This window comes from Erwinia sp. 009765445 (genome assembly GCF_058137865.1).
Genome location: NZ_JBYUWC010000021.1, coordinates 87,408 through 103,058 on the forward strand (window position 1 = coordinate 87,408; position 15,651 = coordinate 103,058).

A 15,651-nucleotide genomic window follows, 5' to 3' on the forward strand; every position below is an offset into this window, starting at 1 on the left:
TCACCTCTGAAGGGCGAATTCAGTCGGCCCGCGACACATTCTGTCCGGATATTTACTGGAACCCGCTCTGCAGGGCACTCTGCGCCTGGCTCAGAGCCTGGGCATTGGCCGACAGGTTGCTCATCAGCGCATTGTACTGTGTGGCCTGCTGCTGGCTTGGGAACTGTATCGTCGTGCCGTTAAACGTCACCTGTGCGCCCTGCTGCTGCAGGAAATCCCCGGCCTGCACCGCGTCCTGGCTCAGCGTCTGCAGAGCTGGCAGCAATGGCTGTAGCGAATTAGCTGGCAGCGTCACCACTTTATTGTAAACGTTGTCGTAAATCGTTTTCAGATCGGACGGTTGCTTCAGCGCGGCTTTGCTGGTGTCTGCCTGAGTTTTGGACGCCTGAATCTGCTGGGTCAGCACGCCCAGCGAGCCGCTGGCCTGACGCAGTGAATCACGGCGGGTCAGATAATCCTGCGGTGTGCGGATGGCGCTCAGCTCATCCACCACCGGCTTCATTCCGGAATCCACCGCACGGTTCACCTGCTGTGAGAAACCATAAATGATGGCGTAATCGTTAACGTAATTACCGAATTTCTGCTTCTGATCTTCGCTCAGGCTGGGCAGGTGTTCACCACTGCGCATCACGGTGTTCTGCAGGAAATCGATAAAGGCTTTGCGCTGGTCGGCTTCTTTATCGCCGCAACCGGTCAGTTGAAAGACCAGAAACAGCGCGGCAAAAGGCACTAACAGTCGCGTCCAGATGCGTGAAATTCCTGTCGTCATGGGAAAGTAACTCCTGTAATAGAAGGGCTTGCAAGTAATGAAGGCGGTCAGTTCCGCGTCTAAAGAATAGTCTAACTCGGTCAGGGAGGATACGGGAATCCTTGCCGGAAGGGTGAAGAAATTTTGCGGTTCCGTTTAACCGGCCATCAACATAGCGTTTGCCCTCGGGCGTGCACAGGGCAGTTTACTTACAGCAGTAGTCTGGCCCTGGTGGTAGAGGAGGCAGGTTGAAAAGCAAGGTTGAAAAATAGTCAAAAAATATGACGCAAATCGGGTGTTTTGATCTAATACTTTAAATCCTGGCGTTTCCCTGCACTGCCTCCCACGAGCTCTCAGGCTGTTGTCCGCCAGCATTGTGAGCCTGAGACTCAGGCTCCTTCCCTCTGGTCGTTCACATTAGTGATTTTATGAGGAGTGCTCTATGGAATATAAAGATCCAATGGTCGAGTTGTTGTCCAGTCTTGAGCATATTGTGTTAACACGTGAAGTTATCCAGGCCGCTCCCGCTTTAAAGGGTGAAGTGTCGATACCCGAACCAAAACGCATACGCGAGATTACCGGCATGGAGATTGATGAATTTGCCCTGGCGATGGGCGTCAGTGTTTCTTCGGTTAAGAGTTGGGAAGCGAAGCGCAGCAAACCTTCGCGCAGTGCTCAAAAATTGATGCAATTGATTCAGTCGAATCCTTGTCTCAGCCGTGAGTTGCTGGGGTAGTAGGAGAAACCCGCCGGATGGCGGGTTTTGTGTTTTAAGAGGCTGGTATTCATTCTGCGGCTTTGTTTATCAGGATACAGCCGAGCTGTATTGAGCCGCGATGGTTACTCACTTTACACTGTCGTCCTCACCGTAAACTCTTTTTATGAATTCCTCGTTTACAATTCTGCCTTGCCCTGTCCGGCACATTTCTCTACTCTACGCCGCTTTGCAAAACAGGGCACAGCTACATGCAAGTCACCGGTCTGGCAGCAAAGTCTGCGACAACACCTCTCGAACCTTTTGAATTTCAACGCCGTGAACTGCAGGCAGGCGATGTGCATATCGACATTCACTATTGCGGCGTGTGCCATTCGGATCTGCATATGGCCCGTAACGAATGGGGTGTCAGCCAGTTCCCGTTGGTGCCGGGGCATGAAATTGTCGGTCGTGTCCTTGCGACAGGCAGCGAGGTCACCGCGTTTAAAGAAGGCGACCTGGTTGGCGTTGGCGTGATGGTAGATTCCTGTGGCCATTGCGCGCAGTGCAGCCAGGGCGAAGAGCAGTACTGTGAGGAAGGTTTCACCGCGACCTATAACGGTGAGGAAAAGGTGATCGGCGGTAAAACCTTTGGCGGCTATTCCGATGCTATTGTGGTGGACAGTAAGTTTGTGGTTAACGTGCCGGAAAATCTGCAATTAAGCGCCGTTGCGCCGCTATTGTGTGCCGGAGTGACCACCTGGTCCCCACTGAAGCACTGGAATATTCAGCCGGGTCAGCGTGTGGGTGTGATTGGTCTGGGTGGTCTGGGCCATATGGCGGTGAAGCTGGCGAAGGCGCTTGGTGCGGAAGTGGTGCTGTTCACCACATCTCCGGCGAAAGGGAGCGATGCGCTACGTCTTGGGGCCAGCAAAGTGGTGGTGTCGAAAGACGCTGAGCAGATGGCTGCTGAAGCCAACAGCCTCGACTTTATCCTTGACTGCGTCGCCGCACCGCACGATCTGGACCCGTACCTCAGCACGCTGAAAACCAACGGAAATCTGGTGCTGGTAGGGATCCCTGATGCGCCGCACCAGTCACCGAACGTCACGCCGATTGTATTTAAGCGTCTCAGTATCTCTGGCACCTCGATTGGCAGCATTCAGGAAACGCAGCAGATGCTGGATTTCTGTGGTGAGCACAATATCGTCTCGGATGTTGAAGTGATCCGTCTGGATGAGGTTGAAACGGCCTTTGAGCGGATGCTGAAAGGGGACGTGAAGTACCGCTTTGTGATTGATATGAAGGCCTCTCAGCGTTGATTTTCCACTGAAAGTAAAAGAACGGAATGGAATCCATTATTCCGGGCGAGGTAAATCACCGGCTCGGGAGGACTGAAACGCGGGGGAAACCGATCCCCCCGCATCTTCCCGGTTTACTGCAGCAGAGAAATGTCCGCCACCTGCAGGAACAGCTCACGCAGTTTCGACAGCAGCGTCAGGCGGTTGATCCGCACTTCACGCTCTTCCGCGTTTACCATCACTTTCTCGAAGAAGTTATCCACGGCGGTCCGCAGCTGCGCCAGCTCAATCAGCGCATCCTGATAGCGGCCTTCTGCAAAGTAAGGAGCCAGTTTGCTGGTCAGCGCCGACACGTAGGTTGCCAGTTGGATCTCTTCGTTCTCTTTCAGCAGTGAGGCCTGCACGCTGTCGTTCAGCGGCTCGGTGGACTTCGCCAGAATGTTGGAGACGCGCTTGTTGGCTGCGGCCAGCGTGGCGGACTCTTCCAGCGTACGGAAGTGGGAAACCGCCTTCATACGCGCGTTGAAATCCGCCGGACGGGTAGGGCGGCGGGCCAGCACGGCCTGGATGGTGTCCACGCTGTGGCCTTCTTCCTGATACCAGGTGCGGAAACGACCGAGCATAAAGTCGATCACTTCATCGACCACTTTGGCGTTGCTCAGCTTGCTGCCATACAGGCGCACCGCCTCTCCGGTCAGCGTCTGCAAATCCAGCTGCAGATTCTTCTCAACGATAATACGCAGCACGCCCAGCGCGGCGCGGCGCAGTGCGAACGGGTCTTTATCGCCTTTCGGATGCTGGCCGATACCGAAGATCCCCGCCAGGGTATCCATTTTGTCAGCAATCGCCAGTGCACAGGCCACCGGGTTGGACGGCAGCTCGTCACCGGCAAAGCGCGGCTGATACTGCTCGTTCAGCGCCACGGCCACGTCTTCTGCTTCGCCATCGTGGCGCGCATAGTGCATGCCCATCACGCCCTGGGTGTCGGTGAACTCGAACACCATGTTGGTCATCAGGTCACACTTGGACAGCAGGCCAGCGCGGGTCGCGTGGTTGACGTCTGCCCCAATCTGCCCGGCAATCCAGCCAGCCAGCGCCTGAATACGGTCAGTTTTATCGCGCAGCGTACCCAACTCTTTCTGGAACAGCACGGTTTCCAGACGTGGAAGGTTATCTTCCAGGCGCTTTTTACGGTCAGTGTTGAAGAAGAACTCCGCATCGGCCAGACGTGGACGCACCACTTTCTCATTACCGGCGATAATCTGCTGCGGGTCTTTCGACTCGATATTGGTCACAAAGATAAAGTTTGGCAGCAGCTTGCCCACAGCGTCATAGACCGGGAAATACTTCTGATCGCCCTTCATGGTGTACACCAGCGCTTCAGCCGGAACCGCGAGGAATTTCTCTTCAAACTTCGCCGTCAGCACCACCGGCCACTCGACCAGAGAGGTGACTTCTTCCAGCAGGCTGTCGCTGAGGTCGGCAATGCCGCCCATTTTGCGGGCAGCGGCTTCAGCATCTGCCTTGATCTGCGCCTTACGCACTTCATAATCCGCCTGAACTTTGCCGCGTTCCAGCAGGATCTGCGGATACTGATCGGCGCTTTCAATGGTGAATTCCGGCTCGCCCATAAAGCGGTGGCCGCGGATTGTACGGGCTGAATCAATACCGAGGATGGTGGCAGGAATGCTCTCGTCACCCAGCAGCAGCGTCACGGTATGCACCGGGCGGACAAACTGCACGTCAGAATCGCCCCAGCGCATCAGTTTAGGGATCGGCAGCTTCGCCAGTGAAGTACTGACCATGGCTGGTAGCAGCGACTGGGCGCTTTCGCCTTTCACATGGGCGCGATACAGCAGCCATTCACCTTTGTCGGTGCTCAGACGCTCGGCCTGATCGACGGTGATACCACAGCCGCGGGCCCAGCCTTCTGCGGCTTTGGTTGCCACACCGCTGGCATCAAACGCAGCGGCGATGGCCGGGCCACGTTTTTCGACTTCGCGGTCCGGCTGCGCCGCGCTCAGGTTTGCGACCTTCAGCGCCAGGCGGCGGGGAGCCGCGTACCAGCTGACTTCACCGTGGCTCAGGCCTGCGGCATCCAGCTCGGCGGTAAAGTTAGCCGCAAAAGATTCGGCAAGGTTACGCAGTGCCTTTGGTGGCAGCTCTTCGGTGCCGATTTCCACCAGAAAAGTTTTCTCAGTCATGGCTGCCTCTTATTTCTTGTTATTGCACATCGGGAAGCCCAGCGCTTCACGAGACGCATAGTAGGCTTCAGCCACGGCTTTAGTCAGGGTGCGAATGCGCAGGATATAGCGCTGACGCTCGGTTACGGAGATGGCTTTACGCGCGTCCAGCAGGTTAAAGGTATGACCCGCCTTCAGGATGCGTTCGTAGGCTGGCAGCGGCAGCGGTTTCTCCAGCGCCAGCAGGCTCTGGGCCTCTTTCTCATACTGCTCGAAGCAGCTGAACAGGAAGTCGACATCCGCGTATTCGAAGTTGTAAGTGGACTGCTCCACTTCGTTCTGATGGAACACGTCGCCGTAGGTGGTTTTCCCCAGAGGACCGTCACTCCACACCAGATCGTAAACGCTGTCCACGCCCTGGATATACATCGCCAGACGCTCCAGACCGTAGGTGATTTCGCCGGTGACGGGTTTGCACTCCAGGCCGCCAACCTGCTGGAAATAGGTGAACTGCGTTACCTCCATGCCGTTCAGCCACACTTCCCAGCCCAGGCCCCATGCGCCCAGCGTTGGGTTTTCCCAGTTATCTTCCACGAAACGGATATCGTGAATGGTCGGATCCATACCCAGCTCTTTCAGTGAGCCCAGGTAGAGTTCCTGAATATTGTCCGGTGAGGGTTTGATGATCACCTGGAACTGATAGTAGTGCTGCAGGCGGTTCGGGTTCTCGCCGTAGCGGCCGTCAGTAGGGCGGCGTGAAGGTTGCACGTAGGCCGCGGCGATTGGCTCAGGGCCGAGTGCGCGCAGGCAGGTCATCGGGTGAGACGTTCCCGCACCTACTTCCATGTCCAGTGGCTGCACGATGGTACAACCCTGACGTGCCCAGTAATCCTGTAAGGTCAGGATCAGTCCCTGAAATGTCTTGGTATCAAACTTTTGCATGTTGAATTCGCACGCGAGACGGTTTTAAAAAGTGGGCGTCAGTATACCCTTTGACCGCCAGATAGTCAGCCCGATGTTAATTAAGCGAAGTTATCCGTTCGGTTTCTGCCATTCTCGCAATCTTAATCAGCCATTTTCTCAGACAGAAAGGCAGACTTGCTCTGAAAAAGCGATTCAGCTCTAAGAATCGACTATTGGTATTGCAAAGGTATTGCTCAAAGGTACTATTGGTCTGGTATCTACACCAGGGAATCACCCACATGAAAAATAAAATTGCCTCTTTGTCTTTAATGATGTTCATCGAATGGTTTATCTGGGGAGCATGGTTCGTGCCGCTCTGGGCCCTGCTGCACAGCAAAGGCTTTACTCCGGTAGAGATCGCCTGGTGCTATGCCTGCACCTCGCTGGCGGCCATCATGTCCCCCATTCTGGTCGGGTCACTGGCCGACCGTTTCTTCCAGGCACAAAAGGTGCTTGCCGTGCTGATGCTTGCCGGTGCTGTGCTGATGTTCCTTGCCGCACAGCAGGATCATTTCGGGCCGTTCTTTATCCTGCTGCTGCTCTACTCTCTGACCTACATGCCGACCATCGCACTGACCAACAGCATTGCCTTTTCGCATGTTGGTGATGTGGAGCGCGACTACCCGCGCATTCGCGTTCTCGGTACGCTGGGGTGGATTGCCTCCGGTATTGTCTGTGGTTTCCTGCCGCCAATGCTGGGCTTTGGAGATATCTCGGCCAGCAATATTCCTCTGCTGATCGCTGCTGCCAGCTCTGCTGTTCTCGGGATCTTTGCTCTGACGCTGCCAGCGACAGAACCGAAAAGCCGGGGGAAATTCAGCCTGCGGGTGGCGCTGGGACTGGATGCGTTGCATCTGCTGAAGGATCGCAGCTTCCTGGTCTTTTTTGTCTGCTCATTTATGTTCAGCATGCCGCTGGCCTTCTACTACATCTTTGCTGAAGGCTTTCTCAGCGAAGTGGGGTTGCAGCACGCTACCGGCTGGATGACGCTGGGTCAGCTGTCTGAGATCTTCTTCCTGCTGGTGCTGCCGTTCTTTATCAAGCGTTTTGGGATTGGCAAGGTCCTGCTGCTGGGGCTGGTCACTGCCGCGCTGCGCTATGTGTTCTTTGTGTTCGGCAGCGATCAGAACGTCCTGACCTACGGCTTGCTGTTTATGGGCATTCTGCTGCACGGCGTCAGCTACGACTTCTATTTTGTTACCGCCTATATCTACGTGGATAAAAAAGCCCCTGTTGAGATGCGCAATGCGGCTCAGGGGTTGATTACCCTTGCCTGCCAGGGCGTGGGGAGCCTGTTGGGTTATCGCCTCGGGGGTTACCTGATGCAGGAGATGTTCCAGTATTCGCAGCCTGTAAATGGCTTAACCTTTAACTGGAGCGGGATGTGGCTGTTTGGCAGCGTGATGATTGCGATTATCACCGTGGTCTTTGTGGTGCTGTTCCGCGATGGTCGTAAAAAAAGTGACGAGCTGAGTGCATTAGTCATGTCGACCGGCAGCGAAAAGTAGCCATTTTGCATAACTTTGAGGGGAAAATTATGACAGTCAGTCAGGAAAGCAGAATTTTGGGTGCGTTCTATGGTCAGGCTCTGGGCGATGCGATGGGGATGCCCTCGGAGCTGTGGCCCCGCACCCGAGTGAAGCAGCATTTTGGCTGGATCGACCGCTTTTTACCGGGACCAGCTGAAAACAATGCGGCCTGCTACTTCCGCGCCGCCGAGTTTACCGACGACACCTCCATGGCACTGGCGCTGGCCGATGCCATCATCAGCTGTGACGGGGCGATTGAACCGGAGGTGATTGGCCATAATATCCTGCAGTGGGCGGAAGGATTTGATGCCTTCAATAAAAATGTTCTGGGGCCAACGTCGAAAATTGCCCTCAACGCGATGAAGGCAGGAACGCCGATTCAGCAACTGGAAAATAACGGCCTGACTAACGGCGCTGCGATGCGTGTTTCGCCACTGGGGTGCCTGCTTCCGCCACGCGATCTGGCCGGTTTTATCGGCGACGTTGAGCTGGCTTCCAGCCCGACCCATAAGTCAGACGTGGCAATTGCCGGGGCGACAGCGATCGCATGGGCTGTTTCGCTGGCCGTAGAAGGGAAGGCGTGGGCGGCGATCCGTGATCAGCTCCCTGCAGTAGCAAAAGCGGCGCAGGAGAAACGTGTCACCACCTTCAGCCCTTCGATGGCGGCACGTATTGAGCTTGCGCTACAGGTGGTGGATAACGCCGTGGGCGTGGAACAGGCGATGGAGTACATTTATCAACTGATCGGTGCCGGAACGGCCACCATAGAGTCTGTTCCGGCCGCCATTGCCATGGTAGCACTGGCGGATACCGATCCCACACGTTGCGCCGTGCTTTGTGCCAACTTGGGCGGGGACACGGATACTATCGGTGCTATGGCGGTCGCCATCTGCGGCGCGCTGCACGGCATCGAGGCCATCGATCCCGATCTCAGGGCACAGTTGGACGCCGCCAACCAGCTCGACTTTACCCGTTACAGCCGCGCCTTCCTGGAGTTCCGGCAGCAGCGTCAGGAGGCGTATGATCACGCATAATGACTTGCCGCGTCTGGCTGGCTGTTCGCCAGTTTGTGTGATTGGTGCCGCCGTAGTGGATGTGATTGCCGATGCTTATTCGCTACCCCATCGGGGCAGCGATATTGAGCTGCACCAGCAGGGAATAAACGTGGGCGGTTGCGCGCTGAATGTGGCAATTGCCCTGCACCGGCTGGGGATTGAGGCGACCAACGCATTACCGGTAGGCAAAGGCATCTGGGCGGGAATTGTGGCGGCCAAAATGGCGGAGTACGGCATTACCTCTCCGGTTCATACCGATAAAGGCGACAACGGCTGGTGCCTGGCGTTGGTGGAGCCTGACGGTGAGCGAACCTTTCTTTCGGTCAGCGGGGTCGAGAATCAGTGGGATGAGGCGATGCTGGCGCAATTTGTACTGCCAGAGCGGAGCTGGATCTACCTCTCAGGCTATCAGCTGACTGCCGCCAGCGGCGAGAGGCTGGTCGCGTGGCTTGAAGCGCAGCGTGGTTTACACCAGTTGTTGATCGATTTCGGCCCGCGTCTGGCGGATATTTCAGACAATTTGTTTCAGCGCGTGATGGCCCTGAAGCCGCTGGTCACGCTTAACCGCCAGGAGGCCGGGCTGATGAGTGAAAGGCTGGTGGGCAAAGGAACGGCTGGAGGCCAGCAGCTGATGGCAGACTGGCGCGAGCATTTCGACAGTGGGCTTATCGTCAGGATGGACAGTGAGGGGGCGGGTTATGTCAGCGCCAATCGTTCAGGTTGGGTGCCGGCGCTTACCACTACGGTGGTGGATACTATTGGCGCTGGCGACAGCCATGCAGGCGGAGTGCTGGCTGGCCTGGCATCGGGATGGACGCTGGGAGAAGCGGTGATTTTAGGTAACGCAGTGGCGTCCTATGTGGTGGCGCACCGTGGCGGTGACTGCGCACCAGACAGGAGCGAACTTTCCGTCCACTGGCAGCGGCACATTACTCAGCAATAAACGTGTACATATCGCTGCGGCAGTAGCTGATGCTGTACTCTAGCGGCGTGGCCTGCTCATCCAGAGCCAGCTGGCTGATAACCAGGATCGGCACGTTGTCGGGCAGGGAAATGTGTGAGCGGATGTCTGCATCGGGCATCCGTGCACTGACGCGACTTTTAGTTTGTGCCGGCCGGATGTTGCGCTGCAGAAAATAGTCATACAGCGAAATATCAATATCCTCGACCCTATCTATCAGCGCGGCGGGAACCCATGATTCCTCAATCGACACGGCCTGATCGTCAACGTAACGAATGCGCTTCAGCAGAAAAACGTCGCTGCCTGGCTCCAGCTTCAGCCAGCCAGCGATCTCTTTATCGCAGGGGACCACGCTTTTGTTGATCCAGGTGGTGGCAGGCGTTTTTCCCTTCATCAAAACCTGACGGGAGAAGCCTTTTGGTTCCTTCAGCGAATATTCCATTGGGCTGGCGATCTTTGTACCGTAACCACGCGCCCGCACCACCACACCTTCCTTTTCCAGTTCCGCCAGCGCCTTACGTACGGTAATTCGGGAGATTTGCAGCTGCTGGCTGAACTCGCGCTCGCTGGGCAGAATATCATCCTGACGCAGCGAACCCTGAAGGACTTCATTTTTAATCACCGCGACAAATCGCTGGTACAGCGGTTTTTTTTCTCTGGCGGTGAGCTTTAATTTCAGTCGGTTGAGTAGTGGGGCGAAGTCTTTCATCAGGAGAGGTATCAGTTAATTTTTGCCAATAATACGCGCAAACCTCTCATAACGGAAATCGCAGTAATACCCGAAACGGACCTGTTTTAGCATCGATTAAAGCAGGAATAAACCGGCGCAGGCCTGTCATCAAAAAATCGTATACGTTCTGCGCAGGTCAGATTTCGTTCATTGCAGCGGGTGAGCAGGAGTGTTCAGTGGTGGGCTTCCAGCGCCTGATCGATGAAGGGGGTACCGATATCGTGCAGACTGACCTTACCGGTACCGGCTTTACCCAGACGATTGAAATTGCTAACTATACCCACAGTCGTGGCCGCAAAGTTTGCAATCATAACTTCACCACTGACATCAATACTGCAGCCTCGCTGCACTTCCTTTGCGCTATCGAAAATGCACTGGTATTGGAGTACTACGTTGAGCCGGGTGAAATCAGTCGCCTGCTGGCGAAGAACCCGGCGCTTTTTTTACGTCGGGCTGCTGTGATCTTCCGCCACACAATTCCCTCACCGTATTTATCCCAGTCTATAAATATAATTTATAATACATCTTGTCAAAACCAGAGCAACATCAGATCTATTAACCTGTTATGTTAGGCATATTTTGATGGTCAGTTTAAATATTATTTCAAAATTGGGATCGGTGCCTCAATTATGGTTGGGGTCTTTAGTAAAGTCGCTAATCAAAGAATGTTGAAATTATCATTTCGATTCATATTCCGGTACATGAATAATGTTTAAATAGGGCTTATTGTTATTTTTTATTGTAAAAAATGGAGTGATTATTTTTATGGACAACCTGCGACTCAAAGGATATCTATCCTCATGCCGCGAGAGGTTCATGCACGGATTTTTTCAGTGGGTATTTATCTAATAAGTTGATAGTTATAAAAATAATATGAAATATTGATTGGCGACAGGCGTCATTATTGTCAGTCCAGTTTGATTAAAAAGGCATTTTTTTATTTTATTCAAGTTACATGAATAAGGTTGTTATTAAATTTTGATTAATTTATTGTTTTTATCAATAATATTGATCATAACGATTAAAATTACTTGTTTTACACTCTTTGCCTGCAATTTTCAGACTCACCTTGATATTTAACCTGACTGAACCCTTTGTCGGGAAATATAAATGGTCTCTACCCCAGGTTTCTTCTCAACAACCCCTCTGGTTAGAGACGCTAAATCGGCATTAATTAATCAGGAGATTCATTCCTCCGATTAACCTACTTCCGATAATAAACAAGGTTTATTTAAACAAGTCCTTGTGCGTCTTTTTTATAAGAAAAGGAATTGCAGTGATGAAAAAAAGAGGAGCGGATTTGGCCTGGGCCAGTGGTGCAGCAAGCGGGACTTCCTGGAAGCAAATCAACACGAATACCGCTGGTTTGGCTGAACTGATCCGTAACAGCGGTTACCTGAGCTATGAGGATGAGAGTGTCCCATCCGTTGGCTACAACCCGAATTATTATATTGATGAAGACTATCAGCGTGCCGTTCATGGCCAGCGCCTTGCAAATACCGCTTCGGAAGCGGGCTATTCGCACCCGGTGAATGTGGTGCAGGGGTTGCTGATGGGAACAGCAGACAACCGCTACACCAAAACCCAGTCAGCTGCCCTCTACGGTGGAAGAAATGAAAACCGGGTGGCTGAGGACGCTTCTTATAACCTGAAAACCAACGGTGTGATGCTGGGCGTGGACAGTGGTTTTGATGCGGCTAAAGGCGGTAACTGGCTGGCAGGTGTTGCCTTCAGCTCTGCACGTTCAGATATTGGCGTGATGAACAGCAACGGTGATGTGGACAGCTACGGTGCACAGTTCTATCTGGCGCGTCGTTATGACAACGGGTTGTTTGTTGATACACAGGCGCAGTTCAACCACTTCAGTAACAGTGCGGATGTCCGCATGCTGGACGGTGGCAAGGGGCATGCTGAGTTCTCTGGCAACGGTTACGGTCTGGGCATGACGCTGGGTTACACCTGGCAGGATAACGGCTTTTTTGCTGAGCCATACGTGAAAGCGACCGGCCGTACCATTGACGGCGCACAGTACACCCTGAGCAATGGTATGGCGGTAAACAGTGACGATTACCGTTCCATGCAGGGTGAACTGGGTGTGAACCTGGGCTACACCTTCGCCATCGATAAAGGTTACCTGAAGCCCTACATCCATCTTGCAGGTATCAACGAATTTGCCGATGACAATAAAGCCCGCATCAACAATGTGACGCTGAACAATAGCATTGATGGTGCAGCATTCCAGATTGGTGCTGAACTGAAGCTTAACGAAAGCATCAGTGGCTATGCCGGATTTGATTACACCAAAGGCGAAGAGATCGAACGTCCATGGCAGGCGACCGTGGGCATAGGCTACAGCTGGTAAAAGTGTTATCACCCACCCTGCCTCTATCGCCTTTATTGGGGACAGGGTTTTTTACACCGTTGGAGGATAAGGATGTGAATTTACATCATGAAGGGAATTCACCTTCACTGCGTAAAGCAGTGAAACAGCGAAACCATGACAGTGCAAATGTGCCACTGTCCCTTCAGTCTCATGCTGACAAACCACTCTATATCCTGATTGCACTGTGGTGTTCACAGCAGAATGACTGGGTTGATCGTCAGCAAATCTCGGATGTCTTTGCCATTACCGAACGGCGGGCTTCCTTTCAAATCTCATACATCCTGCGCCACAATGAGCGGATTGAATGCCTTACCCGCAAGACAAGGATGGAGAATACGGGCAGATACCGGCAGCAGCTGAAAGTTCAGCGAGTTTGCCTGGAAGAAAGCCATGGCAAAACAGAACCTAACGTCAGACGAAGCAACCTGAAAGCGCATCAATGTCTGGAACGGAAGGAAAATTGGCGTTGGGTTCTGTCCCGACAAGCGCCTGTGATTAAATAAAAGTCCGCAGCGTACCTGAGAGCCTGAAAAAACAGGCCACATTGTAATGTCAGGGCGTGATAGTTTTAATTTTCTTATTCTTTGACTTCAACTACACAGAGATCTCCGCGCCGACCCAGGGAAAGCCCGGAGGAGAAAAATGAGTGGGTCGAACACCTCGACCCCGGCGATTTACCGGTCAGTTACTCTTCTTCTCCGTCCCTTTCCGGGTCTGTCTGATTTCTGGGTTCTGAGGTTGTTGAACGCTCTCCACCGCGCTACGCTCAATACGCATTGATGCACGGCAATGAGGGTGTAATGAAGGAAAAGATCGGCTGGATTGATAATCTGCGGGCCGTGGCCTGCCTGATGGTCATCATGATCCACACTACCACCTGGTACGTAACTAACAGTACGGCCATCGGCGAACACACCTGGGACCTTTCCAATCTGCTCAACTCCGCTTCGCGGGTCTGTGTGCCGCTGTTTTTTATGGTTTCAGGCTATTTGTTTTTTGGTGAACGCAGCGCTCAGGGCCGCCATTTTCTGCGGATTGTGCTCTGTCTGGTATTTTACAGCGCCGTCGCACTGGCTTACATCACCTGGCTGACGCCAATCAGTGAAGGCCTCTCAATTCGTCACCTGCTGCAAAAACCGGTGTTCTATCATCTTTGGTTTTTCTTCGCCATTATTGCCATCTACATGCTTTCGCCGCTGATCCAGGTCAAGCCAGTACGGGCCGGGTATCTTGCCATGGTCACGTTAATCCTTGCGGTGCTGGCCAACCCCAATACTGTCGATCAGTCCATCGGGCCGTTTCACTGGCTGCCGCTGAATCTATATATCAGCGGTGACAGTTTTTATTACGTGCTGTACGCGCTGTTTGGCCGGGCAATTGGCGTGATGGATACCGATAAGCCGGGCGTGAGCTGGATTGCGGGGGTGGTCTTTCTGGCCTGCGTGGTGGGAATTGCTATGGGGACAAAGAAGCAAATGGCGATAAATGGCGCGTTCGCTGATACCTGGTATCTGTACTGTGGGCCGGTGGTCTTTGTGGCTGCAATCAGCCTGCTGATTTTTTTTAAAAACTGCCTCAATCAGCGACCATTGCCGATTTTAGCCACCATTTCGCGTAATTCTCTGCCCATATATGGTGTTCATGCGCTGTTTATCCACTTTATGCGCACCCATCATCTCGATAACACCGCGCATCCGCTGCTGGATATCCCGGTAGTGTTTATTGTCACGCTGGCAGGGAGCCTGCTGCTGGCGCTGGGATTAAGGCGGCTGGATACACGTCATTACGTAAGCTGACTGCTATTGCTGCGAACGCTGCAGTGCGCGGCGAAGCTGGCGGGAAGAGGAGAATCCGGCCGACAGGGCGGCTTTTTCTGCCCCTTCGCCCTGCTGCAATCTCTGTTGTGCAATCGCCAGCCTCAGTTGCTCATGATATTCCCTCACGCTGATCCCCAGATGCTGCCGGAACAGGCGTGCCAGATGGCGGGCGCTGACATGCACGCGGGAGGCAATCTCTTCCATCTGCCAGTCCTGTTCGGGCTGGCTCCCCAGTAAATCCTGGGTTCGGTGAATGGCCGGGTGCAGATGATTACGATAGCGCAGCCAGGGTGAAAGCTGCGGGTCATCGCCTGAACGACGGAAATAAACAACCATTTCCCTTGCCACGCTGAGCGCCATCTGCGAGCCGCACAGGCGATTAATCAGATGCAGTGAGAGATCTATCCCGGCAGTAATTCCGGCGCTGGTCCAGATGCCACGATCTTCGATAAATATCCTGTTTTCTTTCACAATCGCGGCTGGTTCGGCGATTTTAAGCTGGGCTATCACTTCATGATGAGTGGTGCATTGCACCCCGTTTAGTAAACCTGAGCGGGCTGCCAGTAGCGCTCCCGAGCAAATGCATAGCAGTGTGATTTTTCTGTCATGAATGGCGGATTGCATGCGCATCAGCCAGTTGCGTGCGCTGATGGCCTGAGGCGTGTCAAACCAGATGCCGGAATCACAGACGCCAGGCACTACCAGCAGGCAGCCTTCAGGCAGGTTTTCCGGCAGCGGTTCAATGCCGCCGATCTGCATATCAGTGGAGGTCATTACGCTGGCATCCGGGCCGATATAGCGCAGTGAGAAGGCACCGCCGGCCAGTTTCAGTGTTTCTGCCGGGCCGGTAATATCCAGCGTCATCACGCCGGGCAACGTCAAAAACCACACCGATGTCGTCATTTTATGAAAGTTCCTGCAGGCACTCCTCAACGTCACGAATATCGGCGAAGCGGTTGATCAGTACGCTTTCGGTCCGGTGACGCAGGTCGCTGATGCTCAGAGTTAAACGGTTATGGCAAATCGGGAACGTCAGGGTTGCTTCGGTCACAAATGTCACCCGGTAACCCAGATCGGAAGCCACCCGCGCCGTGGTTTCACAGCATTGCTCGGTACGCAGGCCGCAGATGATCAGATGATCCACCTGCTGCTCGCGTAGCCAGGGATCGAGTCCGGATTCAGTCAGTGCATTATGAACACGCTCCTGCACTGGACTGACCCCACCCCAGTAGACGATCCTGCCCTATAGTTGGACTGACCCCACCCCAGTAGACGATCCTGCCCTAT

Annotated in this window: 14 protein-coding genes and 1 pseudogene; 9 read left to right on the plus strand and 6 right to left on the minus strand. The window is 53.8% G+C overall.

Annotation, left to right across the window (positions count from 1 at the left end):
• Window positions 1-52 precede the first annotated feature (52 nt).
• Entirely contained in the window at window positions 53-769 is a 717-nt protein-coding gene (locus AC3Y5R_RS20440) for a DUF3053 domain-containing protein (RefSeq protein ID WP_489922857.1), read from the minus strand.
• A 421-nt stretch (window positions 770-1,190) separates the two neighbouring features.
• On the opposite strand from AC3Y5R_RS20440, the gene AC3Y5R_RS20445 reads away from it, so the two are divergent.
• Entirely contained in the window at window positions 1,191-1,484 is a 294-nt protein-coding gene (locus AC3Y5R_RS20445) for an HTH-type transcriptional regulator (protein WP_158782381.1), read from the plus strand.
• Between the two features lie 230 nt (window positions 1,485-1,714).
• A complete protein-coding gene (locus AC3Y5R_RS20450) occupies window positions 1,715-2,764 on the plus strand; it encodes an NAD(P)-dependent alcohol dehydrogenase (RefSeq protein WP_489922858.1) in 1,050 nt (349 codons plus the stop codon).
• A 113-nt stretch (window positions 2,765-2,877) separates the two neighbouring features.
• Here the strand turns inward: AC3Y5R_RS20450 and glyS are convergent, their stop codons facing one another.
• On the minus strand, window positions 2,878-4,947 hold the full coding sequence (gene glyS, locus AC3Y5R_RS20455) for a glycine--tRNA ligase subunit beta (protein WP_489922859.1): 2,070 nt from the start codon (window positions 4,945-4,947) through the stop codon (window positions 2,878-2,880).
• A gap of 9 nt (window positions 4,948-4,956) precedes the next feature.
• Window positions 4,957-5,868: a glycine--tRNA ligase subunit alpha gene (gene glyQ, locus AC3Y5R_RS20460; RefSeq protein ID WP_158782367.1), complete on the minus strand. Its 912-nt coding sequence runs from the start codon at window positions 5,866-5,868 to the stop codon at window positions 4,957-4,959.
• A 260-nt stretch (window positions 5,869-6,128) separates the two neighbouring features.
• On the opposite strand from glyQ, the gene AC3Y5R_RS20465 reads away from it, so the two are divergent.
• Genes AC3Y5R_RS20465 through AC3Y5R_RS20475 form a run of 3 tightly spaced genes read left to right on the plus strand, consistent with a single transcriptional unit; the run spans window position 6,129 to window position 9,416 of the window.
• Window positions 6,129-7,397: a nucleoside permease gene (locus AC3Y5R_RS20465; RefSeq protein ID WP_489922860.1), complete on the plus strand. Its 1,269-nt coding sequence runs from the start codon at window positions 6,129-6,131 to the stop codon at window positions 7,395-7,397.
• Window positions 7,398-7,426: 29 nt separating this feature from the next.
• Complete coding sequence (locus AC3Y5R_RS20470) at window positions 7,427-8,452, plus strand: ADP-ribosylglycohydrolase family protein (protein WP_489922861.1); 1,026 nt, start codon at window positions 7,427-7,429, stop codon at window positions 8,450-8,452.
• Window positions 8,439-9,416 (plus strand): PfkB family carbohydrate kinase, encoded by a 978-nt coding sequence (locus tag AC3Y5R_RS20475; protein WP_489922862.1) that lies wholly within the window; start codon window positions 8,439-8,441, stop codon window positions 9,414-9,416. Before AC3Y5R_RS20470 ends, AC3Y5R_RS20475 begins: the two co-directional genes overlap by 14 nt.
• Here the strand turns inward: AC3Y5R_RS20475 and AC3Y5R_RS20480 are convergent.
• A complete protein-coding gene (locus tag AC3Y5R_RS20480; protein ID WP_489922863.1) occupies window positions 9,403-10,143 on the minus strand; it encodes a GntR family transcriptional regulator in 741 nt (246 codons plus the stop codon). The two genes, AC3Y5R_RS20475 and AC3Y5R_RS20480, sit on opposite strands and share 14 nt — an antisense overlap.
• 200 nt (window positions 10,144-10,343) lie before the next feature.
• Here AC3Y5R_RS20480 and AC3Y5R_RS20485 point away from each other — a divergent pair, with 200 nt between their 5' ends.
• From AC3Y5R_RS20485 to AC3Y5R_RS20500, 4 genes are all read left to right on the plus strand, one after another.
• Window positions 10,344-10,736, plus strand: coding sequence for an enolase C-terminal domain-like protein (locus AC3Y5R_RS20485; RefSeq protein ID WP_489922869.1), 393 nt, complete (start codon window positions 10,344-10,346; stop codon window positions 10,734-10,736).
• Window positions 10,737-11,443: 707 nt separating this feature from the next.
• On the plus strand, window positions 11,444-12,526 hold the full coding sequence (locus AC3Y5R_RS20490) for an autotransporter outer membrane beta-barrel domain-containing protein (RefSeq protein ID WP_489922864.1): 1,083 nt from the start codon (window positions 11,444-11,446) through the stop codon (window positions 12,524-12,526).
• A gap of 2 nt (window positions 12,527-12,528) precedes the next feature.
• Window positions 12,529-13,050: a CaiF/GrlA family transcriptional regulator gene (locus tag AC3Y5R_RS20495; RefSeq protein WP_489922865.1), complete on the plus strand. Its 522-nt coding sequence runs from the start codon at window positions 12,529-12,531 to the stop codon at window positions 13,048-13,050.
• A gap of 297 nt (window positions 13,051-13,347) precedes the next feature.
• Window positions 13,348-14,343, plus strand: coding sequence for an acyltransferase (locus AC3Y5R_RS20500; RefSeq protein WP_489922866.1), 996 nt, complete (start codon window positions 13,348-13,350; stop codon window positions 14,341-14,343).
• Window positions 14,344-14,346: 3 nt separating this feature from the next.
• Here AC3Y5R_RS20500 and AC3Y5R_RS20505 read toward each other — a convergent pair whose 3' ends face one another.
• Window positions 14,347-15,267, minus strand: coding sequence for a GlxA family transcriptional regulator (locus tag AC3Y5R_RS20505; protein ID WP_489922867.1), 921 nt, complete (start codon window positions 15,265-15,267; stop codon window positions 14,347-14,349).
• A gap of 1 nt (window position 15,268) precedes the next feature.
• Window positions 15,269-15,571, minus strand: a pseudogene (locus AC3Y5R_RS20510) (isochorismatase family protein); the annotation flags it as partial.
• Window positions 15,572-15,651: the final 80 nt, after the last annotated feature.